Raw genomic sequence first — 23,623 nt, forward strand, 5'->3', positions numbered from 1 at the left:
TCGCAGCGCTTGCCGCCCTCATCGCAGCGTCGTAGCGTTGTGTGAAGAGGGCCTGGTGTCACCATGGTCCGCAGCCACTGGGCGCACGTTCGGAGCATGCTCCCGATGCTCCCGTTCACATTCTGTCCGGTTTTCCCACTCTTGCGTGGTGACTTCTCTGCTTCTCACCGTTCCTTTTGTTCTTTGCCCCGCGCGGTTCGCTCGAGCCCTTGCTCGGTCGACGAAATGGCGCCGTTTGGGAGGACGGGAGAGGGAGTGAGGACGATGGCCGAATACCGAAAGCGGTCGGAAGCCGCGGCGATCATGGCACCGGAACGGGAACACGTGGCACCCCGGCACGCCGTCGCACCGGGGGACGTGGGCGACCACGTCGAGCAGGTGTACCGGTATCTGCAGCGATTCGGCTATTTTCCCAACTCCGACCTGGCCGCGCGCCATCCGTGGTGGCGGTCGGCCATGGCGTTCGATCCGCCCGACCCCCGTGTGTACGACGAGCAGCTCAAGACCGCGGTGAGCCTGTTCCAGAAGATGCACGGTCTGGAAACCACCGGGAACGTCGACGACGCAACCTTGCACCTGATGAACAAGCCCCGTTGCGGGTGCCCGGACGTCGTGGCGGCCGACGGCGACGGCACCCCGGCCCGCTTCGTGGCGCAGGGCAGCAGGTGGACCAGTCTCACCGTCAACTACTCCCTGTCGAACACGACTCCGGAACTGAGTGTGGACCAGGTCAACCGGGCCGTACGTGATGCGTTCGACCGCTGGTCCGCCGTCAGCCCTCTCACGTTCGTCGAGAGCGCCGTCAACGGTGACATGCAGATCGACTTCTTCAGCGGCAACCACGGAGACGGCTCGGACAACTCCTTCGACGGAGTCGGAGGCGTCCTCGCACACTGCTACTACCCGCCCCCGTCCGGAGGTTCCTCGGCCGGTGACTGTCACTTCGACGAGGCCGAGACCTGGTCGGTGACCCTGCCGCCCGCCGGCACGGACCTGCCGACCGTCGCCCTGCACGAGTTCGGACACGGCATCGGGCTGAATCACTCGGCGGAGCGCTCGGCCGTCATGTTCGCCAGCTACGACGGCCCGCGCCGTGAACTGACCGAGGACGACATCGCGGGGGTCCGTTCCGTCTATGGCACCCGCCCCCGGTGGACGTCGCTGGTGGCGGGCTCACGCATCCCGTCGTCGCGTCCAACGCAGACGGCCGGATGGAGGTGTTCGTGCGCGGGCTCGACGGAGCCCTCTGGCACATCCGGCAGACCTCCCCGAACAACGGTTGGTTCTAGTTGGCCGGGACGCCCTGGTAGGTGGGACGGACGACGCCAAGCACGAAGGGAATCATCATGGCCAGAATTTCCCGGCGACATGTTTTTCGGACGGCCAACGCATCCCTTCTGGCCGCTGCGCTCGCGCTGCCGACCGGTCTCTCGGTCGCGGCTGCGGATTTCCAGAGTCTGAACGGAGGCACTTCCGAAGTACCGGCTCAGACCACCGAGCCTCCGCCGTCTCCTCCTCCTACGCCGCCGCCCGATCCGACGGAACCGGAGACATCCCCCTCCCCAACGGAGGACTCCGGTCCACCGACCGATTCGGAAGATCCCTCGGACCCCACGACTGCACCTTCCGAGACGCCGGACGGGACACCTGACACGACTGAGCCGACGGAGCCAGGCACCGAGCCCGAGAGCCCGGAAGACGGAGCGGCCGACCCCACTCAGTCCCAGGAGGCGGCGATCGACGAGGCGACGACCACCCTCACCGAGGAGAAGGAGCAAGTCCCCGAGGAACTCGAGGAGACCGTGGAAACACTGATCGCCATCGTCGCCGCGGTCGACACTCCGGAGTCACTGCCCCAGGACAAGCAGGGAATCGTCGAAAGCGCGGAGAATCTGTCCACCGCGCTGGAAGCCATCAACGACCCGAACACCCCTCCCGAACTGCGCAAGGAGTTGACCGCCGCCGTCGAGCAGGTCACCGCGGCACTCGAAGCGTTCAACGATCCGGAGGTGCCGCCCGAAGAACGGTCCATACTCATCCTGGTGGTCAAACGGATGACATCCATGATGGAGATCATCTGCGATCCCGATACACCGAAAGAGTTGTGGGATCCCATGGTCGCGATCGTCAAGGATGCAAGCTACGCCGCGATGATGGGCAGCGGTCGGACTCCGGACAGCGCGACGGACGGAGGAGAGGCTGCCCCGCAGGGCTCGGTCTCCCAGCAGGCCGTCGCGGACACGCTGCTGCCGGTGAGCTCCTCTGCGGACATCATGCAGGACCGCAGGACCCCGCCGAAGGAACGCGAAGACCTTGCCAAGATCACACAGGAGGTCAGCGCGCTGTTGAAGAAGGTCAGCGATCCGGCGACGTCTCAGGGGGAGCGGGCCGAAGCGGAGAAGGAACTGGACGAGAAGACCTCCCGCATGAGGGACCAGCAGGAGGAGTCCGCCTCGGCGCAGAAGCGCCCGAAGGAGTCACTCGGCAAGGCCGCCGCGTTCTGCACCAGCGCCATTTTCGACACCACCCGCGAATCCGACCTCATGGCGGGACTCGAGAAGCTGGTTCCCGCACAGTGGGAGGACCAAGGTGTCAAGGACTTCTGGAAGGCCAAGGAGAAGAGCAACGAGACGCTCGATGTCCTCGCTCAGCTGCGGAACAACGAGAACGCCCAGGGGCCGTTCGAAGTCGTACCGCTGATCACAGCGCTCGCCGAGCTCGTACCGCGCGACAAACTCTTCGGGACTCTGGGAGGGTCGGCTCTGTCCTGCCGGCAGACTGCCAAGTACCTCAGCGAGGACGGAATCACCGTGGGCAACTGGCCCACGAGAAGCCGGGGGTAACCGGTCAGATCCCGGCAGATTTCAACAGTTCGGCCACGGCGACCTCCGAGTCGGCCCTGGCCCTGGCAGCTCCGTATCTCTCCAGCTCTCTCCTTTCTTCCGAGTAGTCACCCAGGGCGTAGAAATTGAAAGGAACGGACGAGATCGAGGATATGAACTCGTCTCCCGGGGACCAGACAGCCGTTACATAGCGCGGCCTGCGTGTGACGTTGATGAGATTGTTGTTGTGCCGCACTCTCCCTCGGTATATGAGCTGCCCCCCGCAGACCGCCGGCTCGCAGTAGTACGGCCCGGCATGCTCGTTCCACGAACGATGAGCGGATCTGAATTCCGCCACGTCGATCCTCCCGCGGTCCTTCCTCATGTACGCTATCTGCAGTTCTACCCGCACGGTGTCGTACCCGACGTTTCTGGGGAGCTGGATCACGCGCTGCGAAGCGTACTCCTGCCCCACGTCGAGCGAGCTGCCGAGGTCGTAGAATCTTCCGCTGCTTATCGTCGTGTACTCAAGATTGTCGACGTAGCGCTCGGCCTCACCCTCGCCCACACCTTGCTGTTCCACGCTCTCCTTCCACTCCGTCAACAGATCGTCCTCTCCCGTGGAATACAGGGCGATCCTGCCGCGTACCGTGTAGATGTCGTTGATGATGTACACCGGGATTCCACCGGTATTCTTCATGTAAAGCGTCAGCGGGACATGCACAAAGGGAAGATTCTTGTCCTCCCATGCCTTTCCGAACTTCGCCTGCAAAGTGAAATGCATGGGGGCGGCCGCCGGCTGATACATGGTGGAATAAGCGAGGCTGACTGCCGTCAGGAGTGTCGTGGCGACGACTCCGGCAGCGAACTTTTTGGGATGCGGCATCCCCTTCCACGACTTTCGCCGCACCAGAAGGAACAGCGCCCATATGGACCAGAACAGAGCGGGCAGGTAGACAAGCAGATGGCGTGTGTACTCCCTCTCCTCGAACCAGAGAGAAAAAAGGAGGCCGTCGGTGGCCAGCACAATGAAGACGCCGAGCAGGGTGACCGCGCCGGAGGCTCTGAACTGTCGCCTCCCCCAGTAGTCGAATGCGGCGATCGCCGCACCTCCCAGCACCACGCCCGAAAGGACGAACATCACGCCCGTGATGCGTTGTGCGAAGGTCAGTGCCCCCGAGGCGTCCGGCCATCCGATGAGTACGTTGAAAACCATGGACACGAGCAGCCCGGCCGTCATGAGGACCATGATCGAGCGCCTTCTCCACGGGCGGTCGGGCCAGGTTCCGCTGTCGCCCCCGCTCCAGCGTATGGACGCCGGATCATCCAGATCCATGTCCTCCGGGTAGCCACGGCGGCCGAGTATTCTGCGCAGCTCGCGCAGTGACCAGGCACTGCCGACCGTCTCGCCGCCGACAGTGACGCGGCGAAGACCACGGCTGTCCGGCGGCTCCACGACGACCCAGGGACGGAGGCTCATGACCACAGACTCGAACCGGGTGCGTCAGGGTGCACCCGGAACTGACCCGTTCGGCCCCCGTCCGCGCGTATCCGGCGCGTCCGGGAAGCCCACCTCGATGCGCAGGCCTCCTTGCGGGCCGAGTGTCGCGCTCAGCGCCGCTCCGTGGGCGTCGGCGATGGAGCGCACGATGGACAGGCCGAGGCCGTGGCCGGCGTGGTGGCCGACACGGTCCCGGGCCAGCCGGCGGAAGGGTTCGAAGAGGTCGTCCAGGCGGTCGGCAGGTACCTCCGGGCCGGTGTTGATGACGGTGAGGGAGCGGCGGTCCAGGGCAAGGTGGACCCGGCCGCCCGGGTGGTTGTAGCGAATGGCGTTGCCGAGCAGATTGCCGATCAGGTGACGGAGCAGCACGGGGTCGCCGTCCACGGCCGCGGGCGGTCCGTGCACCGCCACGTCCACCGTCACTTCGTGCTCCTTGGCCTGAGCTGACTGCGCCGCGACCGACTGCCGGGCCAGCGCCGCCAGATCCACCTGCTCGGTCTCCGCCAGGCCCCGGTCGCTGCGGGCCAGCAGCAGCAGCGCGGCGATCAGCTTCTCCGCGTCGCGGTTGGCCGTCAGCAGGTCCTCGCGCACCTCGGCCAGGCCCCCGGGCAGGGGATCGGCCAGCCCCACCTCCAAGCTGCTGCGCTGAACCGCGAGCGGGGTACGCAGCTCGTGCGAGGCGTTGGCGACGAAGCGGCGCTGGCTGTCGAACGCCTTCTGCAGCCGGTCGAGCATGCCGTCCAACGTGTCGGCGAGGCGGTGCAGCTCGTCGTCCGGGCCGGTGAGCGCCAGGCGTTCGTGAAGGTTCAGGTCGCCGATGCGGCGCGCGGTCTCGGTCATCACGGAGATCGGCCTCAGCGCGCGCCCGGCCAGCCACCAGCCGGTGGCGGCCGCGAGCAGGGCCATGATGACCAGTCCGACCCCCGACCAGAGCAGCATCTGCTGCAGGGCGGTGTCCTGGACGGCCCGGATGGTCCAGTCCGTCCGCTGGACCGCGATGCCCTCACCCACGTCGCCACCCGTGGGGAACTGTGGGACGCGACCGGTTGCGGGCGCCGACCGAACGGCCTCGTACGCACCCGAGCCGGGTGGCAGCGGAGTGATCCGCATGCCCTGCACCTCCTGAGCCGTCCCGTACCGGGCGAGCAGCACGACGAAGGCCAGCAGGCCGGCACCGGCCAGCAGGAACAGCCCTCCGATGGCCGCCGCCAGCCGGGCACGGAACGGCAGGCGCGCGCGGACGCGCGATCCGCACCGGGCAAGGGCGGAGCGCGGGCCGGGCCGGGGCGGGTTCAGTCGCACAGCCGGTAGCCCTGCCCGGTGTCGGCGAGGATCGTGTCCGGGCCGCCGAGCTTGGCGCGCAGGCGGCTGACCGTGGCCCTGACTGCGCTGGTGCGCGGGTCGAGGTTCTCGTCCCATATGGTGCGGACCAGTTCGCGGTGCGGCACCGCCCGGCCGTGGGCCTCCATCAGCGTCTGCAGCACGGCGAACTCCTTCGGCGTCAGGTCCACCGGACGCCCGTGCACCCGGGTTTCGTGCCTGGCCCGGTCCAGCGAGATCCCCTCGTGGTGCAGGACGGCCGGCGGGGGCTTGGGGGTGCGCCGGGCGAGCGCGCGGATCCGGGCCAGCAGCTCGGCGAAGTCGAACGGCTTGGCCAGGTAGTCGTCGGCGCCCAGCAGGTCGAGGCCGTACACCTTGTCCTCGATCGAGGCGGCCGCCGTCAGCATGAGAATGCGCGGAGGGTCCTCGATGTCGCGCAGCCGCCGGCAGACCTCGTCGCCGCTCATCACCGGCAGGTCGCGGTCCAGGACCAGCACGTCGTAGTCGGTGAGCAGACAGCGCTGCTCCGCTTCGTCTCCCGAGCCCACGACGTCCACGGCCATCGAGGCGCGGCGCAGACCGGTGGCGATCGTGCGTGCCAGCACGTGGTGATCTTCAACTACCAGAACCCTCATGAGCGCCATGGAAACAGGCGCTGGATTGCACGGAGGTAAAGGCGGGGCCACGCGCATCCCCTTGTCCCGCCGTCCGGCCCTCATGCGGCCGTAACGGGCTTGTGCCGCTGCAAACGGCCACTTGACCTCCTCGGCGCATGAACGTCGTCAAGCGCGCAGGGCTCAGCCTCGTCGCGCGAACCGGTGAAGCGGCTCTGCCACCGGGGATCTTCCTGGTGGTGGGCACGCTGCTGCCCGGCGGCTTCGTGCCGCCGGCCGCCTCACCGCTGGTGGAGCGGTACAACCCGGTGCTGCGCGGGACCCCGCGGGCGCCAGGGCTGAAACTGCTGCAGTCGGACCAGCGGGCATGACCACGTAGCCTTTCCCCGTGCCGACCTCCCGCCTTCGCCGCGTCGCCGTCCTGGTCCTGGAGGGTGCGAAGCCTCTCGATGTCGGCATCCCCGCGCAGGTGTTCACGACCCGAGCGAGCATGCCGTACGAGGTGCGGGTGTGCGGGGCGGTACGGGGCCCGGTGGCCGGCGGCGACGGCCTGTCGTACGACGTCGCCGACGGCCTGGACGCGGTCGCGTGGGCCGACATCGTCTTCATCCCCGGCTACCGGTTCCCGGACCGCGAGGACCCGCCCCGGGCCGTCGTCGAGGCGCTGACCGCCGCCCACGCCCGGGGCACGCGGCTCGCCGCCATCTCGACCGGCGCCTTCGCACTCGCCGCCACGGGCCTGCTCGACGGCAGACGGGCCACGACGCACTGGCACTACACGCGGGCGCTGGCGGCGAAGTACCCGCTCGTCCGGGTCGACGAGAACGTGCTGTTCGTCGACGAGGGCAGCGTGCTGACGTCGGCCGGCGCCGCGTCGGGCATCGACCTGTGCCTGCACATCCTGCGCGGCGACCTCGGGGTGGCCGCGTCCCACCACGCGGCCCGACGCCTGGTCGCGGCCCCCTACCGCAGCGGAGGTCAGGCGCAGTACGTGCCGCGCAGCGTGCCCGAGCCGCTCGGCGAACGGTTCGCCGCCACACGCGAGTGGGCACTGCGCCGGCTCGGCGAACCGCTCACTCTGGAGATGCTCGCCCGGCACGCGGCGGTCTCGCCGCGCACGTTCTCCCGGCGCTTCGTCGAGGACACGGGCTGCACGCCGATGCAGTGGGTCATGCGCGCCCGCATCGACATGGCCCGTGAGCTGCTCGAACGTTCGCAGCGGACCATCGAGCAGATCGCCGCCGACACGGGCCTCGGCACCGGTGCCAACCTGCGGCTGCACTTCCAGCGCATCCTCGGCACCACTCCGGGCGAGTACCGGCGCACCTTCACCCGGGGCGAGTAGCCGGCCCCTGGCACGATCCTTGTGAACCGTGGCGATCACGCCGCTGTCCCGGGAGCGAGCGGCACGCGACGCTGGTGGCGAAACCGAAGGGAGTCCCCTCATGACCCGCATCGCCATCAACGGATTCGGCCGCATCGGACGCAATGTGCTGCGCGCGCTGCTCGAACGCGACAGCGACCTCGATGTCGTCGCCGTCAACGACCTCACCGAGCCCCGCACCCTCGCGCGGCTGCTCGCCTACGACACGACGGCAGGCCGGCTCGGTCGCCCGGTGAGCGTCGACGGGGACGCCCTGGTCGTCGACGGCCGGCGCATCGCGGTGCTCGCCGAGCGCGAGCCGGAGCGGCTGCCGTGGACCGATCTCGGGGTGGACATCGTGCTCGAGGCGACCGGCCGTTTCACGTCGGCCAAGGCCGCCCGTGGCCACCTCGACGCCGGCGCGAAGAAGGTGCTCGTCGGCGCACCGTCGGAGGGAGCCGACGTCACGCTCGCCTTCGGGGTCAACACCGACGCCTACGACCCGGCCGTGCACACGATCGTGTCGAACGCCTCGTGCACGACCAACGCGCTCGCGCCGCTGGCCGCGGTGCTCGACCAACTCGCCGGTGTGGAGCACGGCTTCATGACGACGGTGCATGCCTACACGCAGGAGCAGAACCTGCAGGACGGTCCGCACCGCGACGCTCGCCGCGCCCGCGCGGCGGCCGTGAACATCGTGCCGACCACCACGGGCGCCGCCAAGGCCATCGGTCTGGTGCTGCCGAACCTCGACGGCAAGCTCTCCGGCGACTCGATCCGCGTGCCCGTGCCCGTCGGATCGATCGTCGAACTCAACACCACCGTCGCCCGTGACGTGACGCGTGACGAGGTGCTTGCGGCGTACCGCACCGCTGCGGAGGGTCCGCTCGCCGGCATCCTCGAGTACTCGGAGGACCCGCTCGTGTCGTCCGACATCACGGGCAATCCGGCATCGTCGGTCTTCGACTCGGCCCTCACACGGGTCGACGGACGTCACATCAAGGTCGTCGCCTGGTACGACAACGAGTGGGGCTTCTCGAACCGTGTGATCGACACGCTCGAACTCCTGGCCGCCGGCTGACCCTGCCGTCCACGGCCGGTCCGGCCCGTCGCCGGGACGCTTCTCGCTCCCCTCACCGAGGCCGTCCCGTGCCGTGCGGGTCCGGGGCGGCCTCGGCCGGCCCTGGACGGCTGCCGTGCCAGTCCAGTACCAGGACCGTGGCGTCGTCCTTGAGGTTGCCGTGGCAGGCGTCGAGCACGGCGCCGGTGAGGCTGCGAACGGCCTCTCTCGGATGGAGGGGGCGGGTGTCCAGGGCGAGCGCGGCCAGGTCGACGGCCGCGGCGCCGCGCTCCTGCATGCCGTCGGTGAGCAGGATCAGGCGGTCTCCGGGCAGCAGTTGCAGTTCCTGAAGGCGGTACGGCATCGGTGCCGCCACGCCGAACGGCAGATTGACGGCGAGCGCGAGCTCTTCGACGCCACCGCCGCGCAGCCGCAGGGGACGGGGATGACCGGCGTTGACCAGTTCACAGAGGCCTGTTCCGAGATCCACGCACAGCAGTTGTCCGGTGGCCAGGCCGCGGCTGTGACGCAACAGGGCCTGGTGGGCGTGGTCGGCCTGTCTGAGGGCGTCGCAGCCGCTGCGGCGGGCTCGTCTCAGTGCGCCGACCAGCAGGGTGGCCAGCAGGGCCGAGTTCGTGTCGTGGCCCATGGCGTCGGTGACGGACAGGTGCAGGGTGTCGTGGTCGAGGGTGTAGTCGTAGGTGTCGCCGCCGATGTCGTCGGCGGGGACCAGCCCGGCCGCGAGGGTGAACTGGGTCGCCTCGCAGCAGGCGGCCGAGGGGAGCAGCTGGTGCTGGATCTCCGCGGCGAGGCTGGTCTCGGTGGTGCGCCGGCCCAGGTGGTAGAGGTCGGTGAAGCGGCGGTCCGTGACGATGATGTAGGCCAGCGCGTGAGCCGCGTCGCGGACCTGCCGGAGCACGGTGTCGTCGGCGGACTGCAGGGTCACCTCCAGCACTCCGATGCAGTCACCCCTGTTGGTGACCGGTGTGATGACGCGCCGTCCACCCTGGTGGTCCGCCTCCACGTGTTGGCGCTGCGCCTGCAGTACGTGGTCGTAGACGCTGCCGTGCAGGTCGATCGGCTCGTCGGGGTCGCTCGTGTCGCGGCCGGCCGCGGTGAGCCGTACCAGCCGCTGACCGACCAGGTCGACGAACAGGAACGACACGCGCTCCGCACCGAACCGCTTCTGCAGATCCTGTGCCACCACGTCAACGGACTCACCGGGCGGGGCCGCCTCCGCGGCGGCCAGCAACTCGCCCAGTTCCACATCTCCACCTGTCACAACAACCTCCTGTCGGCTGCTGCATCGTTTTCCCCGAGTTTCGGCAGCATCACCCGAAGTGCCTGTCCTGGCTGATGGGGGCGGCGGGCCGGACCGGTGTGCGGGGGCGCCCTTGCCCGTCGGCGTGCACGACGTGTCCCGACCGGCGCGTGCGTCGTTGGCTGGGCGGAACCTGCGCACCCCCCCGCCCTCGAGGAGCCTCGTGGTCATTTCAAGCCCGCCGCCCGTCGGTCAGGAGGCAGCGACGCCGACGCCGCGGCCTCCGCTCGTGAAACGCGCGGCCCACCGGGAGAGCGGCCGGGGCCGTCGGTGCGCGGGCCGGGCCGTCCCGGTGCGGACGTGAGCCGACAGCCGGCGGTGGCGCTGCGCGTCGTGGCCGTCCGCAAGGGGTTCGGTTCCCGGCAGGTCCTGCGCGGGGTCAGCTTCGAGGCGCGGGCGGGACAACTGCTGGGCATCGTCGGGGAGAACGGCGCCGGGAAGACGACCCTGCTGCGCGTTCTCAGCGGCGACCTGCGTCCGGACGGGGGACGCGTCGCCCTGGTGGGCACGCGGGGCTACTGCCCACAGCATCCCGTGCTGGACGAGGAACTGACGGTGCGCCAGCACCTGCGTCTCTTCCAGGTCGCCTACCGTCTCCCGAGCCCGAGCAGCGCGCTGCGGCTGATCGAAAGGCTCTCCGCGGCCGACTACCTGGACGCGCAGGTGAAGGTCCTCAGCGGGGGCACCCTGCAGAAGCTGAACCTGGTCCTGGCCCTGATGCACGACCCGGACGTCGTGCTGCTCGACGAGCCGTACCAAGGCTTCGACTGGGAAACGTACCTACGGTTCTGGGACCTCGCCCAGGAGCTGAAGCACCGCGGACGCACCGTGATCATCATCTCCCACCTCGCCCACGACACCGAACGCCTCGACGTCCTGCACCATCTGCGCGACGGTCTCCTCGCAACCTCACCCCCGACGGACACCACATGAGCGCCTACCTGGTCGCCAGCCGTTACGCCCTGCTGGCCATGGCGAAGAACCGGCTGGCCGCCGTGCTCCTGATCGTCTTCATCCCGCTGTGGATCACCGTGGCGAAGACCCTCACCACGCCGAAGACCTTTCCCTTCCGGTTGCGTGCCACCGGAACCTGGCTGCGCGCGGGCGGCGACGAGATCACCATGATCAGCGGCTCCCTGAACGCCGTGTCCCTCCTCGTGGGGTTTCTGATGTTCAGCGCCGCTCGCCGCACCAGGGCCTTCGACCGTCGCCTCACCGCGGCCGGCTATCCCGCAACGGCCCTCATGGGTGCCAAACTCACCACGCTCGCGGTCGCATCCGTACTGGTCAGCGCATACGCCACCGCCTGGATGCTGCTGTACTGGTCTCCCCTGCAACCCGTGCTCCTCGGCGTCGCGGTCCTGGCGGTCTGCCTGGTCTACGGGGCCATGGGCATGTGTCTGGCCCTCTTCCTGCGCGGCGAGGTCGAGGGACTGGTCACGATCATCATGACCAGCATCATCGACCTCGCGCCGCAGAGTCCCGTCGCCAGCACCACCGCCGACAAGCCCTTGGTCGAGTTCCTGCCGAGCTACGGCTCCCTCCAGACCAGCCTGGCAGCAGGTTTCACGCGGGACGTCACCTTGAGCCCTCTGCTCCACAGCGCGGCCTGGCTGACCGGCATGATCACCACTGCGCTCGTCGCCTTCGCCCTCCACACCCGCGTCCACCAGCCGTCGCGCCTCCGGCGCGAGGGATAGGGACTGCGGGTGCAGCCGTCGGTCCCGTCGGCAGGTGGTGACGGGGCTCGGCGAGCCGTGTCATGCGCCCTTTGCCGTGCGGTGCAGGCGGAGGGCGGAGACGAGGAAGAAGAGGCCGCCGAGGAAGGCGTAGCCGGCCAGATTGGCGAGGGAGGCGTCTTCCTTGCCCGCCTGCGCGACGAAGGAAGCGCCGGCGAGGGTGGAGATGCCGCCACTGGCGATCATCGCCCACTGGCCTCCGAGCCGTCGTCGCAGGGCGCCGACGACAAGCTGGACGAGGCCCGCGGTGACGGCCCACGCGCCCCAGACGCGCAGGACCGCCGGGATGCCGGACGTGGCGGCGACGGCGAGGCCGACGGTGGTAAGGGTGCTCAGCGCGATGTTCAGGTGAAGGCCGCGCACCGGGCCGTCGTTCGTCCTGGCGGACCGGACGTCGACGACGGCGCACGCCACGTCGAACAGGGGATAGATCACCAGGAGGGTCGCGCTCAGCGGGCCCAGTGCGTCGGCGGTCGCGAACAGCAGGGCGGCCCATACCGCGGCGAACGCGAAGCGCAGGAGGTACAGCTTCCGCAGGGCCGTGGGAGCGCTGGTGGGGGTGGTGCCGACGAGGGTGTCCACGAAGGTGCCTTTCGGTGACGGTGCACGGGTGGGTGGGCCTGATCGCCCAAGAGGGAGAACGTTCGGTCTCGCATCCATCAAACGGCGCGGCCGCCACACTGTCAAGACCGAACGTTCTCCCTCATCTGTTTGGTAGCGTGGAGCCCATGAGTCGAGGCACGGAAGGCCGCCCCTCCGAAGCGCGGGCCAGGCTGCTCAGCACGGCGACGAGGATCTTCTACACGGAAGGGATCCACTCCGTCGGCGTCGACCGGATCATCGCGGAGGCGCGGGTGACCCGGGCGACGCTGTACCGGCACTTCGCGGGCAAGGAAGAACTCGTTCTCGCCTATCTCGACCAGGCCGACCGCGGCATCCGGGCACGGACCGAGGCGGCCCGGGCAAGTGCCGACTCTCCGGCCGAACGCGTGCGGGCCGTCAGCCGTTCCATCGCGGAGGGCATCCGGTCCCCCGGCTTCCGCGGCTGCGCCTTCCTCAACGCGGTGGCCGAGTACCCCGATCCGGCGCACCCCGTCCATCGCGCCGTGCTGGCCCACCGGCAATGGTTCCTGGAGACGGTCACCGAGCTGCTGGAGCAGGCCGGCCACACACCCGCCGACGCTGCCGGCCGGCACCTGGTCATGCTCCGGGACGGCGCGATGGCGGCCGGCTGCCTCTTCGACCCCGATCTGGTGTGTGAGACCTTCTTGCAGGGCGTCGAGGGAATCCTCCAGGCGCGCCCCGCCGCACCGCCCCCGCGACATACGACGGCTTAGTCCCGCCCCGCCACAAGAGGGAGAAACACATGGAGCCCCTGTCACTCCGCCGCGCAGTCGAGGCGGGAAGGGCGACCGCTTCGGAGCTGGGGCTTCAAGTCGACGACGTGGTCGTGGTCCACAACTCCGACCGTGTCGCGCTGCGTCTGGAACCCTGCGGCGTGCTGGCCCGGGTCGCGCCTCTGGAACAGCTGGCGGATTCCGAGTTCGAGGTGGAGGTGGCTCACCGCCTCGCCGACGCCGACGCTCCGGTGGCCGGACTCGACCCTCGGGCCGACGGCCGGGTCCATCGGCGTGATGCCTTCGCCGTCTCCCTGTGGACCTACTACGAGTCCGTGGGATCGGAGATCGCCCCGGCCGACTACGCGGACGTGCTCCTGCGCCACCATGCCGCCCTGCGCCGGGTCGAACTGGAGGCGCCACACTTCACCGGTCGAGTCGCCGTGGCGCTGGGAGAGGTGCAGGACGCGGAGCGCAGCCCCGAACTACCCGGTCCCGACCGGGAACTGCTCACCGGCACCCTCAAGGGGCTGAGCGCCGAGATCGCCGACGCCGCAGCCGGCGAACAGTTGCTGCACGGCGAGCCGCATCCCGGCAACCTCCTGAACACCAGGAAAGGACCCCTTTTCGTGGACCTCGCCACGTGCTGCCGGGGCCCTGTCGAGTTCGACCTCGCCCTTGCGCCCGAAGAAGTGGGACGGCACTACCCCGGCACCGACGAGGATCTGCTCCACCGATGCCGCGCCCTGAACTGGGCGTTGTTCTGCGCCTGGCGCTGGCGCCGCAACGACCAGATGCCGGACCGGGAGCACTGGAGAGCCGAAGGGCTCCACCGGCTTCGTGCCGCACTCGGACGCTGAAAGGCCGCTCGACGCCGATTCGCCTGTCCGGTGCGTGGCGGCCCGCCGCTCAGGGTGTGCCCGGCGAGTGGGCGCCGGCCCGTGGCGGGGCGCTGTCGTCCGTCCGCACAGGAAGGAGGAGGGGGCGCTTCGCCGTGCGGCCGTCCCCCGAGGACCGACCCTTGAGCCGCCGTATGAGCCATGGGCCCAGAAAGCCGGCCATCCAACGGAGTTCGGTGCCTGCGACGTACCAGCGGGTGGGCAGAGGCGTCGGTGGCAGAGGGAGGGTCCAGCTGTCGTCGCTGCCGGGGAGGCGCAGTGCGTGGGCGAGGGCGGCGGCGATGCGCTCATGGCCGAGGGAACTGGCGTGGAGACGGTCGGCACTCCACAGCCGGAAGTCGCTCGCCACGGGGTGGAGGGCGGTCTCGGCGACGGTGACTCCGTGCCTGTGGGCGGCCTGGCGGATGCGCTGGTTCAGTGCCGTGACACGCGGCACCAGGGGACGTGCGAGCGGGCTGATGCGGGCGGGATCCGGGATGGTGATCGTGGCCACGTGAGCCCCCTGGGCCGTGAGCGCGGCGAACATGGCCTCCAGGTGGCCGGCGACCTCGTCGGCGTCGAAGCGGGGGCGCAGCAGGTCGTTGACGCCGGCGACGACGGTGGCCAGGTCGGGGCGCAGGGCGAGGGCCGGGGCCAGCTGTCCGGCGTGGATCTGCGCGGCGAGACGCCCTCGGACGGCCAGGTTGGCGTACTGGACGGACGGCTGATGGCGCGCCAATTGTTCGGCGAGGCGGTCGGCGAAGCCACGCGGGCCGGTGAGGTCGTCGCCGTCACCCAGGCCCTCCGTCTGGCTGTCGCCCAGGGCGACGTAGCGCAGATACACCGTGTCACTGCCGGGCATGAAGCTGCCGCCTCTCCTCAAGGATGGCGATGGTGCGCACGCACCAGTCGCGGTTCTCCTGCTCGAAGGCCACACCGCGCAGGCAGGTCAGGTACGGGCCGATGCGGTCGCCGTGGCGGAGGAACTCCTCCTCCGTACGGTCGCCTCGCAGACGGCGCAGCAGTGTCCCGAACAGGTCGATCTTGGCCTGGGCGATCCTGGCGCGGTCGGTGAGCTGGGCGATGAGGGCGTCGGTGTCCACCCGGTCGGCTGCCTGAACCTTGACCAGCAGATCGTCCCGGATGAAGGCCGGTTTGGCGGAGGCGGCCGTGAAGGCTTCCAGCTCTGCCACACCGGCGTCGGTCACGTGGAACAGCCTCTTGTTCGGCCGGGTCTCCTGCACCACCTCCCGGCCCGCGACCAGACCTTCCCTCTCCAGCCGGGTCAGCTCCGCGTAGAGCTGTTGCGGCTGTGCGTACCAGAAGTTGGCCACACCGACGTCGAACGCCTTGGCCAGCTGGTAGCCGCTGAGCTCGCCGTCGAGCAGCGCCGCCAGCACGGCGTGCCGTAGTGCCATGGAATCCACTCCTCGCATGCCTCTGTCGCCCCGCAGGACAACCATGATAGTCATAAAAATGACTACTCACCTTCATGACTGAGGAAGGGATGCCCATGAACACGGCAGACCGTTTCCGTGCAGCCGTCGACGACCGGGATCTCGCCGCCCTGGAGGACCTGTTCACCGACGACATCCGCTTGTACAGCCCGGTGAAGTTCGCCCCCTTCGAGGGCAAGCAGATGGTGATGGGGCTCTTCGGAGTCCTGCTGCGGACCTTCGAGGACTTCCGCTACATCGGTGACCACACCGGCACCGCCCGCACCAGCACGGACGACACCACCGCGCCGTCCGCGATGCTCCTCTTCCGCGCGAGGGCGGGCGGCAAGGAGATCCACGGTGTCGACCTGCTGCACTTCGACGACGACGGCCGCATCAAGGAGTTCACCGTCATGGTCCGGCCCCGGTCCGCCGTGCACGCCCTCGGCGACGCCGTGCTCGCCGGCCTCGTCGAGGACGGCCTGGCCCCTGCCCGTCCGTAGGCACCATCGGAACGTGGGGCAAGGCGCTTCCCGGGCTTATGGAACGGCCGGGGCAAGGCCGGTGCGGCGGTGTTCACCCACCGCGATCCGAGCCAGTTTCGTGAGCATCATGCCGTTGCGGATGGCAACCACGTAGTCGACGGGCAGTCCGTGCATCCGCGTCCCGGGACCCCTGAGCGGATGCCAGTCGAGGACGAACAACGTGTGCTCCCCCCACGGGAGCAGACGCATCGCAATCCGTGCCGCGCCGAAAGGGTCGGCCTTGGCTTCCAGTTCCAGCCGCTCGGACGGCTCACAGACACGGACGACGCAGGTGTCGTCGAGGGTCAAAGGGCCGGCGCCCACCCTGACCCGCAGTCGCGCCCCTACGTCCGGCCAGTGCGGATCCGCGGCGAGGACCGCCTGAGCGTCGGCAAGCAACTGCCAGACGGCTGACGGAGGACTCAGGATGAGCCGGCGGGTACGGGCCATGCGAACACACTCCTCACCACGTGCACGGACGGACGCTAACCCCGGCGACGCCCTCCGACCCCGCGACAGGCCCGGCCCCTCGCTCACCCGCCACCCGGCTTCACTCCTCCGGGCGCCGCTCGCCGGGCCGCGGTACGGCACCCTGCACCGCGGAGACAGCCGTGATGCGCATCACTGTCCGGGTCCTCGAGGCCCGGTCTGCGCGATCATGCGTGGATGGACGCCCGTTACCTAGGCATCGCCGAGCTTGCCGAAACCCCGTCCGTGGCGGTCGTGGTCGACGTGATGCGCGCCTTCACCGTCGCCGCCTGGGCGTTCGCCCGGGGAGCGGAGAAGATCGTCCTCGCCGAGTCGCTGGACGAGGCCTTGGCGCTCAAGACGCGCCACCCCGGCTGGGTCGCGCTCAAGGACGGTCCGCCGGCGTCCGGGTTCGACGCCGTCAACTCACCGGGCCTGCTGCGGTCCGTGGACCTCGGCGGGCGGACCGTGGTGCAGAAGACCACGGCCGGAACGGTCGGCGCCCTCGCGGTCAAGGAGGCGTCGCTGGTGCTGTGCGCCGGCTTCGTGGTGGCCGAGGCAACCGCCCGGTACGTGCGGTCGCGCGGGTACGACCGTGTCACGTTCGTGGTGACCGGTGAGGACGGGCGCGCCGAAGAAGACCTGGCGTGCGCTCAGTACATCGCTCGCAGGGCGGCCGGAGCCGCCACGGACGCGGCCGCGTTCCTCCGCCGGGCCGCCTGTTCGCGTGCCGCCGGCGAACTGGCGGAACGCGTGCGCCAAGGAACCCATCCCGACGACGTCCCCCTCTGTCTTGAGCTCGACCGGTTCCCCTTCGCCATGGTGGCGAGCCTGGAGGACTCGGTCATGGTCCTCCGCCCGTCGGACCCACGGCACGACCAATTTGGGCCACGAGCACGCCACTTCGGCGGATAGGATCACGTGTTCCTGATCGGCCCCCCATCCATCGATTCCTCAGGAGTCCCCCCATGCACGGTAGTTCGGGCTCAACCTTCTCCCGTCGCGGCCTCATACGCACCGGAGCCGGTGCCTCGCTGGCCGCACTCGGACTCGGTGCCGGAGCCCAGCCCGCTTCCGCCGCGGTGGGCGCCACCAAGCGGTTCGACCTCACGCAGCCCTCGTACGACCTGTTCCGGTCCAAGAACACGCACGGCCCGCGGGTCCAGCAGAGCTTCGCCTTCGACTGGGTGAACAAGTTCCTGTACGTGGCCACCAAGCGGAGCGGCAGCGCCGAGTCCGCCGGTGACCTGTGCATCAACAAGATGGACTTTCACGGGAACTACCTCTCGTACATGCACCTCAACGGCTTCGGGCACGGCGTGGCCTTCGCCGCGCTGCCCAGCGGTTCCGGCACCGAGCTGTGGATCGAGTGCGCCGCGAACGGCAACGGGTACGGCACGGCCCTCGCCCCCATCCGTTACGCCGCCAACACCACCATGGGCTCACCGGCGGCCTCGGCCGCGTACCGGCCGATCTCCGGGGCGACCGAGTACACGTGCTCCGTCGACCCGGTCCACGCCCGCATGATCGTGCGGTACCACACCAGTGCCGGCAAGCGCATCGCCGTGTTCCCCCTCTCCGCCTTCCGGACGCGCGACTTCGGGGCGCCGCTGGTCGACTTCAAGCAGCCGGCCATCCCCGGGACTCCGCAGGGGTACACCCTCTACGGCTCGTACATGTACTTCCTGACGGGTGACGCGTACCCCGGCGACGGCAGCCCTTCCGGGGACGGCAACTCCTACGTCACCAGCATCGACGTCAACACCGGCACCGTGAAGCAGGGGCCCGTGCTCACCAAGGCCGGCTCCACCCTCCACCACCGCGAGCCCGAGGGCCTGGCGATCTACCGCACCGACGCCGGCGAGGCGCGCCTCTTCATCGGCTTCGCCACCGGCGTGGAGGGAGACCGGCGCTCCAGCATCTTCTACAAGAACGCGCTGATCTGAGCCATGCCCGCTCGGCGGCCGACAGCGGCCGCCGAGCGGGTTCGGAGTCCGTGGTGGTGTCCGTGGTCGGCACGGAGGTGGTCCGTGGTGCTGAAGGAGCACGCCCAGGAGCACAAGCCCGCGGCGGGTCTCGGGCCGGGGGCGCGGTGCCGGACGGCTGTCAGTGGCCGGTGACGACGCCGGAGAGTTCGTTGGGGCTCTTCGGCAAGGTCACGGAGGCGAGCTTGTCGCCGGACTCGATGTCGACGGCGTGGAGTTGCCGCGTACCCGGCTCGGAGACGTACGCGGTGTGGCCGCGGACGAAGAGGGCGGGCCGGGGCTGCTGCCAGTCGAGAGGCTCCTGCCACTCGTCGACGACGGGGATCCTCCTCTCGGTCCTGCCCGTCTCCGGGTCGATGACATGAAGGGTGCCGTCGGTGCCGAGGACGAGTGCCTCGCCGTGGGGTCCGCGCCCGAGTGAGCGGAAGGAGTAGCTGGTGCCCAGGTCGACCAGGCGCAGCTTCGCCGTGCCGGTGTCGATGAGGGAGATGCGGGTGGGACGTTCGAGTTCGGCGTCCGGGTCGGTCTTGTAGTCGCCCAGCAGGATCGTGGAGGCGTCGCTGCCCGCCTGGTTGCCGATGCGGCCGTAGTCGTCGGGGGCGTCGACCTTGGTGAACGTGCCGTCCTTGTAGAGGAGGACGCCGTCCTCGCAGCCGACGGCGACGGTCTCGCCCTTGGCCGCGGCCTCACCGTGGACGCCGGGGCAGTCCTCGTTGCGGGCGATCTCCTTGTCGTTCTCGTCCAGGACGTGCGCGCCGGTGCGCCTCTCCTCGGTGCCGAGGGTGCTGAGCAGTTCGCCGTTGCTCAGTTCGACGGCGACCCCGTGGTGAGCCTCGGCGGCGGTGTAGGTGCGGCCCTCGGGCTTCCCGCCGCCGCTCAGGCCGGCCGGGTCGAAGACGTTGACCTCGCCGGTGCCGTCGGTGAACAGCACCGTCTTCCCAGCATGGCGGACGACGTGGCCGGGCTTGGCGCCCTCGTAGGTGATGTCGGTGAGGGACTGCCGGGTGGCGTCGAGGACCCGGAAGCCGCTGTCGGTGGAGACGACGACATGGTCGTCGTCTCCTGCGGGATTGACGCGGTTGAAGCCGGGCAGCTCGATGGTCCTGGTGAGCTCGAGGGTTTCGCCGTCGAGGATGTACAGGCCGCCGTCGAAGGTGGCGACCAGGGGGTCCTCCACCTCCACGGCGGGGGCGGTGCTCGGGGTCTCCTTCGCCGCCTTCGCGTCGGACGAGGCGCCGTCCCCTCCCCCGCATGCGGTCATGACCGCGGACACCGCCAGGGCGAGCGCGGTGCCGGTGAAGACCCGGTTGCGTATCCGATTGTTCACTTCGTGTGATCCTTTCGGCCGCGGGTGTGCGGCGTCGGTGTGATGGGTGTGTGGTCGACCGCCCGTGCCGGTGCCGGCGGCGGCGCGGCTCAGTGGGCCGTGAGGCCCTCGGTCAGGGCGGTGGTGTTGGCGCGCATCATCCGCAGGTAGGTGTCGGCACCCTCCCCTTCGGCGGTGAGCGACTCCGAGTACAGCTCGACGACCTCGACCCGGCCGCCCAGTTCGGTGCGCAGGACGTCTGCCAGCCGTCCGGGGCGTGAGGAGTCGGCGAACACCGTGCTCACTCCTGCCTCCCGCATGGCCTCGGTGAGCGAGCGGAGGTCGGAGGAGCTGGGTGACGCCAGGGTGGTGCCGCTGGGGACGACCGCGCCGATCACCCGGAAGCCGAAGCGGTGGGCGAGGTAGCCGAAGACGTGGTGGTTGGTGACCAGGGCGCGGTCGTCCTCGGGGATGCGGTCGAAGGACGTCTCCATCCAGGCGGTCAGACCGGCGAGTTGCCGGTCGTAGCGGGCGGCGTTGCGGCGCACGGTCCGCTCGTCCGCGCCGTCCACGTTCTCGACGACCTCGTCGGCGATCAGGCCGACGGCTTTGCGCACGCGGTCGGGGTCGGTCCAGAAGTGCGGGTCGGGCTGTCCGGCCCCCTCCTCGAGCTCTCCGCCGGCCGTGGCACGGAAGGTGAGGGGGTCGACCGCCTTGCCGACCTCGACGGTGGGGACCCCGGCCTCGCGGACGGCCTCCACGTGCCGCAGTACGTTCTCCTCCAGGCCCAGCCCGTTGAGGACGACCAGGTCGGCGTTCTCCATCTCGGCGGCCTGCACGGCCGACAGGCCGAAGGAGTGCGGATCGGCGTTCGGCTGCATCAGAACGGTGACGTCCGCCTCGCCACCGACGATCTCCCGGGTGACGTCGCCGAGGATGTTGGTCGTCACCACGACGCGGGGCCTGTCGTCGCCGCTCACGCAGGCGGTCACCGTGCCCGCGCAGAGGAGGGCGATCACGGCCCATAGCAGGCGACGCAGCCGCAGCACAAGGCGCTTCGGTGCCGTCATCGTCCGGTCTCCACCATCAGTTCCGGCCTGACGTCGAGGTCGAAGGTGCGGGCGATGCGCAGGCCGTCGTTGTAGTCGATCTCGAACACGCGCCTGCCGTCCGGGGCGTTGACGTAGGCACGGCTGCGGTCGACCTCGACGACGGGTTCGCTTCCGTCGGCGCCGGTCGGCCGTTCCCCGGTCAGGAGCGGGGCGGTCCGCGCCGACTGCTCGCCGGTGGCGATGTCGTAGCCGTGCAGAGAGCCGTCGGTCTCCAGGACGAGCAGCGGTGCCCCCTCGCCGGCGGTGTTGGCGGCGACGACGGGCCCCGTGCGCACTTTGATCCACGTGCGCCCGGTGACATCCAGCACCCACACCGCCCGGTCCCCGGCCGGCGCGGTGAGGGTGTCGCTGCCCGCGCGGTGGCGGAAGGACGTCGCCCGCTGCCCCGGGGGCACCTCGCCGTCGTAGGGAATGCGTTCGGCCGTGAAACGCCCGTCGTCCTCGCTGATCAGCAGGGCGCCGTCGGCGCAGCCGAAGACGACGCCGCGCCGGGTGACGGCGTCGCCCGCCGGGTCCTCGCAGGCGGCGTCCGGGATCGCGGAGCGTTTGCCCTTCCGGTCGTGGACGGTGACCACCGGCACGCCCTTCTCGTCGTCGGTGAGGGTCAGCAGGTGCTCCGCGTACGGCACCGCCGTCCCTGCGTGCGTTCCGGGAAGTGCGCGGGCGGATCCGACGCCGCCCTTCTCCAGGTCGGCGCGGCGGTAGGTGACGGCCCTGCCGTCGTCCCCGGTCACGGCGGTCAGGGCGGTGTCACCGCGGACGCGCGCGCCGGCCTCGGCGGGTATGCGGCCTACGTCGCGTATCGCCGCCCGGTAGTAGTGCACGTGGTCGCCGTGATCCACCGTCCAGGCGCCGCCGTCGAGGACGCGTGTTCCACCCGGGGTGCGGAAGTAGGCGAACCGGCCGTCCGTGGAGAGTTCCGCGGCGCCCCTCACCGGTGGCGCCTCGTGCGCCTCGCCGGTGATCAGGTCCAGCACCCGGGTGTCTCCGGTCGCCGGGTCGTTGAGCACCAGCCGGGACTGCTGCTCGGCTGCCTCCTGCGCCCCTTCGACGTACCCGTGCGGAGGGGCGGTGGTGCCGGAACTCGGCCCGGGTGCGGACGAGTCGGTGTTCTGCCCCGCGCAGCCGGCGGTGAGCAGCGCGAGTGCCACGAGCGCGGCGGGCGCCCCGGCTGTGACGTTTCTGCGGACGAAGAGGGACATCGGTCAGGTCTTTCTCAGTCGGTTGCCGCCGGGCGGACGCCGGTCGGGCGTGCGTGGCGGTCGCGGATGCCGGATGCCAGGCGGGAAAGGAAGAACAGGCCGACCGCCAGGGCCGAGACGGTCGCTCCCGCCGCGGTGCGCAGATGCCAGGACAGCAACAGGCCGCAGAACGTGGCCACCGCGCCGGCCAGGGCGGCGAGCGCCATCACCGCTCGCACGTTCCGGGCCCACGGCAGCGCGGCCGCCGGCGGGGCGATGAGCAGCCCGAGCACCAGGAGGGTGCCCACGATGTGGAAGGAGGCCACGATGGCCAGCGCCAGCAGGCCCAGCAGTACGGCGTGGGTCAGACGGGGACGCAGGCCCAGCGTCCGGGCCTTGCGCTCGTCGAACGCCAGGGCCATGAAGGGGCGATGACCGAGGACCGAGACGACGAGGGCCAGGATGAGCGCCGCGCCCAGCAGCACGAGGTCCGCTTCGCGGACCGCCAGGACGTCACCGAAGAGGAAGCCCGTCAGATCGACCGCGAAGGACTGCGAACGCGACACGATGATGACGCCGAGCGACAGCATTCCCACGAAGAGCAGCCCGATGCCGGTGTCCTGGGACAGCCGCGGAGTACGGCCGAGCGCGGTGACGCCGGCGGTCATCACGGCCGCACTCAGCAGCGCCCCCATCAGCAGGTTGCCGCCGAGCAGCGCGGCCAGCGCCACGCCGGGCAGCAGTCCGTGGGACATGGCGTCGCCGAGGAAGGCCATCCCCCTCAGCACCACCCATGTACCCGCCAGGGCGCAGATCGCCGACACCAACAGTCCGCCCCACAAGGCCCGTTGCACGAAGGAGGCCTCGAAGGGGCCCGTCAACCACTCCATACGAGCACACTACAATGACAATCATGTTCAATAAAACCTGCCCCCCGCTCCCCGGTGCCGAGGACTCACTGTTCCGCGTCCGTTTCACCGGGCTGTCCGCGGGCTACGCCGGCCGAGAAGTTCTCCATCAACTCAGCGCGGAGGTACCGAAGTCGGCCGTCACCGCGCTCGTCGGCCCGAACGGCAGCGGAAAGTCCACCCTGCTCGGCGTCCTGGCCGGCGTGATCCGGCCCACGGCCGGAGAGCTGCACCGCACCGGTGGCCGACCGCCGGCTTTCGTCCCCCAGCGCGGCGCGGCAGGCGACGCGCTGCCACTGACCGTCCGGCAGACCGTGGAGATGGGGCGGTGGCGCGACCGCGGCCCGTGGCGCCGGCTGACCCCGCGGGACCGTGCGATCGTCGGCACGGCGATGGACCGTCTGGACATCGCCGGACTGGCCTCTCGCCAACTGGGCGAGCTGTCCGGCGGGCAGAGACAGCGGGCCCTGATCGCCCAGGGCCTCGCCCAGGAGTCGGACCTTCTTCTCCTCGACGAGCCGACCACCGGCCTCGACCCCGAGGCCAGGGAGGGCGTGGCGGCACTGCTGGCCGGCCTGGTCACCGACGGCGTGACCGTCGTTCAGGCCACACACGACCTGGACGCCGCCCGAGCGGCCGACACCTGCGTCCTGCTCCGCGAGGGGCATCTGGCGGGGCAGGGGCCCCCGGGGCGACTGCTCACGCCGCCGCTGCTCGCCCGGATCTGGCAACCGGCGTGAGGCCCGCC

The 23,623-nt window shown here is 70.0% G+C and carries 25 protein-coding genes; 13 read left to right on the plus strand and 12 right to left on the minus strand.

Annotation, left to right across the window (positions count from 1 at the left end; translation table 11 throughout):
* Positions 1-264: 264 nt before the first annotated feature.
* Both ACZ44S_RS31430 and ACZ44S_RS31435 read left to right on the plus strand, forming a co-directional pair.
* On the plus strand, positions 265-1,461 hold the full coding sequence (locus ACZ44S_RS31430) for a matrixin family metalloprotease (RefSeq protein WP_466934985.1): 1,197 nt from the start codon (positions 265-267) through the stop codon (positions 1,459-1,461).
* Positions 1,347-2,843: a hypothetical protein gene (locus ACZ44S_RS31435; RefSeq protein WP_466934988.1), complete on the plus strand. Its 1,497-nt coding sequence runs from the start codon at positions 1,347-1,349 to the stop codon at positions 2,841-2,843. Before ACZ44S_RS31430 ends, ACZ44S_RS31435 begins: the two co-directional genes overlap by 115 nt.
* Positions 2,844-2,847: 4 nt before the next feature.
* Here the strand turns inward: ACZ44S_RS31435 and ACZ44S_RS31440 are convergent, their stop codons facing one another.
* The 3 genes from ACZ44S_RS31440 to ACZ44S_RS31450 are packed head-to-tail and all read right to left on the minus strand — an operon-like array spanning position 2,848 to position 6,278.
* A complete protein-coding gene (locus ACZ44S_RS31440; RefSeq protein ID WP_466934990.1) occupies positions 2,848-4,302 on the minus strand; it encodes a hypothetical protein in 1,455 nt (484 codons plus the stop codon).
* A 24-nt stretch (positions 4,303-4,326) separates the two neighbouring features.
* Entirely contained in the window at positions 4,327-5,625 is a 1,299-nt protein-coding gene (locus ACZ44S_RS31445) for a sensor histidine kinase (protein ID WP_466934993.1), read from the minus strand.
* Positions 5,616-6,278 carry a response regulator transcription factor gene (locus ACZ44S_RS31450; RefSeq protein ID WP_466934996.1) on the minus strand — a complete coding sequence of 221 codons (663 nt, stop codon included), beginning with the start codon at positions 6,276-6,278 and terminating at the stop codon, positions 5,616-5,618. The genes ACZ44S_RS31445 and ACZ44S_RS31450 overlap by 10 nt, the downstream gene beginning before the upstream one ends.
* A 137-nt stretch (positions 6,279-6,415) precedes the next feature.
* Between ACZ44S_RS31450 and ACZ44S_RS31455 the strand changes: the two genes are divergently transcribed.
* The 3 genes from ACZ44S_RS31455 to gap all read left to right on the plus strand — a co-directional run bounded on the left by ACZ44S_RS31455 (position 6,416) and on the right by gap (position 8,701).
* Entirely contained in the window at positions 6,416-6,628 is a 213-nt protein-coding gene (locus ACZ44S_RS31455; protein ID WP_466934998.1) for a hypothetical protein, read from the plus strand.
* Between the two features lie 17 nt (positions 6,629-6,645).
* Entirely contained in the window at positions 6,646-7,602 is a 957-nt protein-coding gene (locus tag ACZ44S_RS31460; RefSeq protein WP_466935001.1) for a GlxA family transcriptional regulator, read from the plus strand.
* Positions 7,603-7,702: 100 nt separating this feature from the next.
* Complete coding sequence (gap, locus tag ACZ44S_RS31465) at positions 7,703-8,701, plus strand: type I glyceraldehyde-3-phosphate dehydrogenase (protein ID WP_466935004.1); 999 nt, start codon at positions 7,703-7,705, stop codon at positions 8,699-8,701.
* Positions 8,702-8,753: 52 nt separating this feature from the next.
* Here gap and ACZ44S_RS31470 read toward each other — a convergent pair whose 3' ends face one another.
* Complete coding sequence (locus ACZ44S_RS31470; protein WP_466935006.1) at positions 8,754-9,962, minus strand: PP2C family protein-serine/threonine phosphatase; 1,209 nt, start codon at positions 9,960-9,962, stop codon at positions 8,754-8,756.
* Positions 9,963-10,319: 357 nt separating this feature from the next.
* Between ACZ44S_RS31470 and ACZ44S_RS31475 the strand changes: the two genes are divergently transcribed.
* Both ACZ44S_RS31475 and ACZ44S_RS31480 read left to right on the plus strand, forming a co-directional pair.
* On the plus strand, positions 10,320-10,934 hold the full coding sequence (locus ACZ44S_RS31475; RefSeq protein WP_466935097.1) for an ABC transporter ATP-binding protein: 615 nt from the start codon (positions 10,320-10,322) through the stop codon (positions 10,932-10,934).
* The gene (locus ACZ44S_RS31480; RefSeq protein ID WP_466935009.1) at positions 10,931-11,701 is read left to right on the plus strand and encodes a hypothetical protein; all 771 of its coding nucleotides are present in this window, start codon (positions 10,931-10,933) and stop codon (positions 11,699-11,701) included. The genes ACZ44S_RS31475 and ACZ44S_RS31480 overlap by 4 nt, the downstream gene beginning before the upstream one ends.
* 60 nt (positions 11,702-11,761) lie before the next feature.
* On the opposite strand, the gene ACZ44S_RS31485 is transcribed toward ACZ44S_RS31480, so the two are convergent.
* Positions 11,762-12,322, minus strand: a complete 561-nt coding sequence (locus tag ACZ44S_RS31485) for a hypothetical protein (RefSeq protein ID WP_466935011.1) — start codon at positions 12,320-12,322, stop codon at positions 11,762-11,764.
* Positions 12,323-12,468: 146 nt separating this feature from the next.
* Here ACZ44S_RS31485 and ACZ44S_RS31490 point away from each other — a divergent pair, with 146 nt between their 5' ends.
* Together ACZ44S_RS31490 and ACZ44S_RS31495 are read left to right on the plus strand one after the other, a co-directional pair.
* Entirely contained in the window at positions 12,469-13,077 is a 609-nt protein-coding gene (locus tag ACZ44S_RS31490) for a TetR/AcrR family transcriptional regulator (protein WP_466935014.1), read from the plus strand.
* A gap of 29 nt (positions 13,078-13,106) precedes the next feature.
* Positions 13,107-13,937 carry a phosphotransferase gene (locus tag ACZ44S_RS31495; protein WP_466935017.1) on the plus strand — a complete coding sequence of 277 codons (831 nt, stop codon included), beginning with the start codon at positions 13,107-13,109 and terminating at the stop codon, positions 13,935-13,937.
* 49 nt (positions 13,938-13,986) lie between these two features.
* Here ACZ44S_RS31495 and ACZ44S_RS31500 read toward each other — a convergent pair whose 3' ends face one another.
* Entirely contained in the window at positions 13,987-14,817 is an 831-nt protein-coding gene (locus ACZ44S_RS31500; RefSeq protein WP_466935020.1) for an SGNH/GDSL hydrolase family protein, read from the minus strand.
* Positions 14,804-15,373 (minus strand): PadR family transcriptional regulator, encoded by a 570-nt coding sequence (locus ACZ44S_RS31505; protein ID WP_466935023.1) that lies wholly within the window; start codon positions 15,371-15,373, stop codon positions 14,804-14,806. Before ACZ44S_RS31505 ends, ACZ44S_RS31500 begins: the two co-directional genes overlap by 14 nt.
* Positions 15,374-15,468: 95 nt before the next feature.
* On the opposite strand from ACZ44S_RS31505, the gene ACZ44S_RS31510 reads away from it, so the two are divergent.
* On the plus strand, positions 15,469-15,894 hold the full coding sequence (locus tag ACZ44S_RS31510) for a nuclear transport factor 2 family protein (RefSeq protein WP_466935025.1): 426 nt from the start codon (positions 15,469-15,471) through the stop codon (positions 15,892-15,894).
* Between the two features lie 36 nt (positions 15,895-15,930).
* On the opposite strand, the gene ACZ44S_RS31515 is transcribed toward ACZ44S_RS31510, so the two are convergent.
* Positions 15,931-16,365 (minus strand): SRPBCC family protein, encoded by a 435-nt coding sequence (locus tag ACZ44S_RS31515; RefSeq protein ID WP_466935028.1) that lies wholly within the window; start codon positions 16,363-16,365, stop codon positions 15,931-15,933.
* Between the two features lie 216 nt (positions 16,366-16,581).
* Here ACZ44S_RS31515 and ACZ44S_RS31520 point away from each other — a divergent pair, with 216 nt between their 5' ends.
* Complete coding sequence (locus tag ACZ44S_RS31520; protein ID WP_466935030.1) at positions 16,582-17,298, plus strand: 2-phosphosulfolactate phosphatase; 717 nt, start codon at positions 16,582-16,584, stop codon at positions 17,296-17,298.
* A gap of 53 nt (positions 17,299-17,351) precedes the next feature.
* On the plus strand, positions 17,352-18,329 hold the full coding sequence (locus tag ACZ44S_RS31525) for a phage baseplate protein (RefSeq protein ID WP_466935033.1): 978 nt from the start codon (positions 17,352-17,354) through the stop codon (positions 18,327-18,329).
* A gap of 160 nt (positions 18,330-18,489) precedes the next feature.
* Here ACZ44S_RS31525 and aztD read toward each other — a convergent pair whose 3' ends face one another.
* From aztD to aztB, 4 genes are all read right to left on the minus strand, one after another.
* A complete protein-coding gene (gene aztD, locus ACZ44S_RS31530) occupies positions 18,490-19,695 on the minus strand; it encodes a zinc metallochaperone AztD (protein WP_466935036.1) in 1,206 nt (401 codons plus the stop codon).
* Positions 19,696-19,784: 89 nt separating this feature from the next.
* A complete protein-coding gene (aztC, locus tag ACZ44S_RS31535) occupies positions 19,785-20,744 on the minus strand; it encodes a zinc ABC transporter substrate-binding protein AztC (protein WP_466935039.1) in 960 nt (319 codons plus the stop codon).
* Positions 20,741-21,988 carry a hypothetical protein gene (locus ACZ44S_RS31540; RefSeq protein ID WP_466935042.1) on the minus strand — a complete coding sequence of 416 codons (1,248 nt, stop codon included), beginning with the start codon at positions 21,986-21,988 and terminating at the stop codon, positions 20,741-20,743. The genes aztC and ACZ44S_RS31540 overlap by 4 nt, the downstream gene beginning before the upstream one ends.
* Before the next feature lie 14 nt (positions 21,989-22,002).
* Positions 22,003-22,857, minus strand: coding sequence for a zinc ABC transporter permease AztB (gene aztB / locus ACZ44S_RS31545; RefSeq protein WP_466935044.1), 855 nt, complete (start codon positions 22,855-22,857; stop codon positions 22,003-22,005).
* A gap of 14 nt (positions 22,858-22,871) precedes the next feature.
* Here aztB and aztA point away from each other — a divergent pair, with 14 nt between their 5' ends.
* Positions 22,872-23,615, plus strand: coding sequence for a zinc ABC transporter ATP-binding protein AztA (gene aztA / locus ACZ44S_RS31550; RefSeq protein WP_466935047.1), 744 nt, complete (start codon positions 22,872-22,874; stop codon positions 23,613-23,615).
* The last annotated feature ends 8 nt before the right edge of the window (positions 23,616-23,623 follow it).

This window comes from Streptomyces malachitofuscus (genome assembly GCF_055571035.1).

What these genes read in the sequence shown, in the direction of transcription:
- ACZ44S_RS31430 (WP_466934985.1), top strand. Translation starts at nt 265, where the DNA reads ATGGCCGAATACCGAAAGCGGTCGGAAGCCGCGGCGATCATGGCACCG.
- ACZ44S_RS31435 (WP_466934988.1), top strand. Translation starts at nt 1,347, where the DNA reads ATGGCCAGAATTTCCCGGCGACATGTTTTTCGGACGGCCAACGCATCC.
- ACZ44S_RS31440 (WP_466934990.1), bottom strand. Translation starts at nt 4,302, where the DNA reads ATGAGCCTCCGTCCCTGGGTCGTCGTGGAGCCGCCGGACAGCCGTGGT.
- ACZ44S_RS31450 (WP_466934996.1), bottom strand. Translation starts at nt 6,278, where the DNA reads ATGAGGGTTCTGGTAGTTGAAGATCACCACGTGCTGGCACGCACGATC.
- ACZ44S_RS31455 (WP_466934998.1), top strand. Translation starts at nt 6,416, where the DNA reads ATGAACGTCGTCAAGCGCGCAGGGCTCAGCCTCGTCGCGCGAACCGGT.
- gap (WP_466935004.1), top strand. Translation starts at nt 7,703, where the DNA reads ATGACCCGCATCGCCATCAACGGATTCGGCCGCATCGGACGCAATGTG.
- ACZ44S_RS31480 (WP_466935009.1), top strand. Translation starts at nt 10,931, where the DNA reads ATGAGCGCCTACCTGGTCGCCAGCCGTTACGCCCTGCTGGCCATGGCG.
- ACZ44S_RS31490 (WP_466935014.1), top strand. Translation starts at nt 12,469, where the DNA reads ATGAGTCGAGGCACGGAAGGCCGCCCCTCCGAAGCGCGGGCCAGGCTG.
- ACZ44S_RS31495 (WP_466935017.1), top strand. Translation starts at nt 13,107, where the DNA reads ATGGAGCCCCTGTCACTCCGCCGCGCAGTCGAGGCGGGAAGGGCGACC.
- ACZ44S_RS31500 (WP_466935020.1), bottom strand. Translation starts at nt 14,817, where the DNA reads ATGCCCGGCAGTGACACGGTGTATCTGCGCTACGTCGCCCTGGGCGAC.
- ACZ44S_RS31505 (WP_466935023.1), bottom strand. Translation starts at nt 15,373, where the DNA reads ATGGCACTACGGCACGCCGTGCTGGCGGCGCTGCTCGACGGCGAGCTC.
- ACZ44S_RS31510 (WP_466935025.1), top strand. Translation starts at nt 15,469, where the DNA reads ATGAACACGGCAGACCGTTTCCGTGCAGCCGTCGACGACCGGGATCTC.
- ACZ44S_RS31515 (WP_466935028.1), bottom strand. Translation starts at nt 16,365, where the DNA reads ATGGCCCGTACCCGCCGGCTCATCCTGAGTCCTCCGTCAGCCGTCTGG.
- ACZ44S_RS31520 (WP_466935030.1), top strand. Translation starts at nt 16,582, where the DNA reads ATGGACGCCCGTTACCTAGGCATCGCCGAGCTTGCCGAAACCCCGTCC.
- ACZ44S_RS31525 (WP_466935033.1), top strand. Translation starts at nt 17,352, where the DNA reads ATGCACGGTAGTTCGGGCTCAACCTTCTCCCGTCGCGGCCTCATACGC.
- aztC (WP_466935039.1), bottom strand. Translation starts at nt 20,744, where the DNA reads ATGACGGCACCGAAGCGCCTTGTGCTGCGGCTGCGTCGCCTGCTATGG.
- ACZ44S_RS31540 (WP_466935042.1), bottom strand. Translation starts at nt 21,988, where the DNA reads ATGTCCCTCTTCGTCCGCAGAAACGTCACAGCCGGGGCGCCCGCCGCG.
- aztB (WP_466935044.1), bottom strand. Translation starts at nt 22,857, where the DNA reads ATGGAGTGGTTGACGGGCCCCTTCGAGGCCTCCTTCGTGCAACGGGCC.
- aztA (WP_466935047.1), top strand. Translation starts at nt 22,872, where the DNA reads ATGACAATCATGTTCAATAAAACCTGCCCCCCGCTCCCCGGTGCCGAG.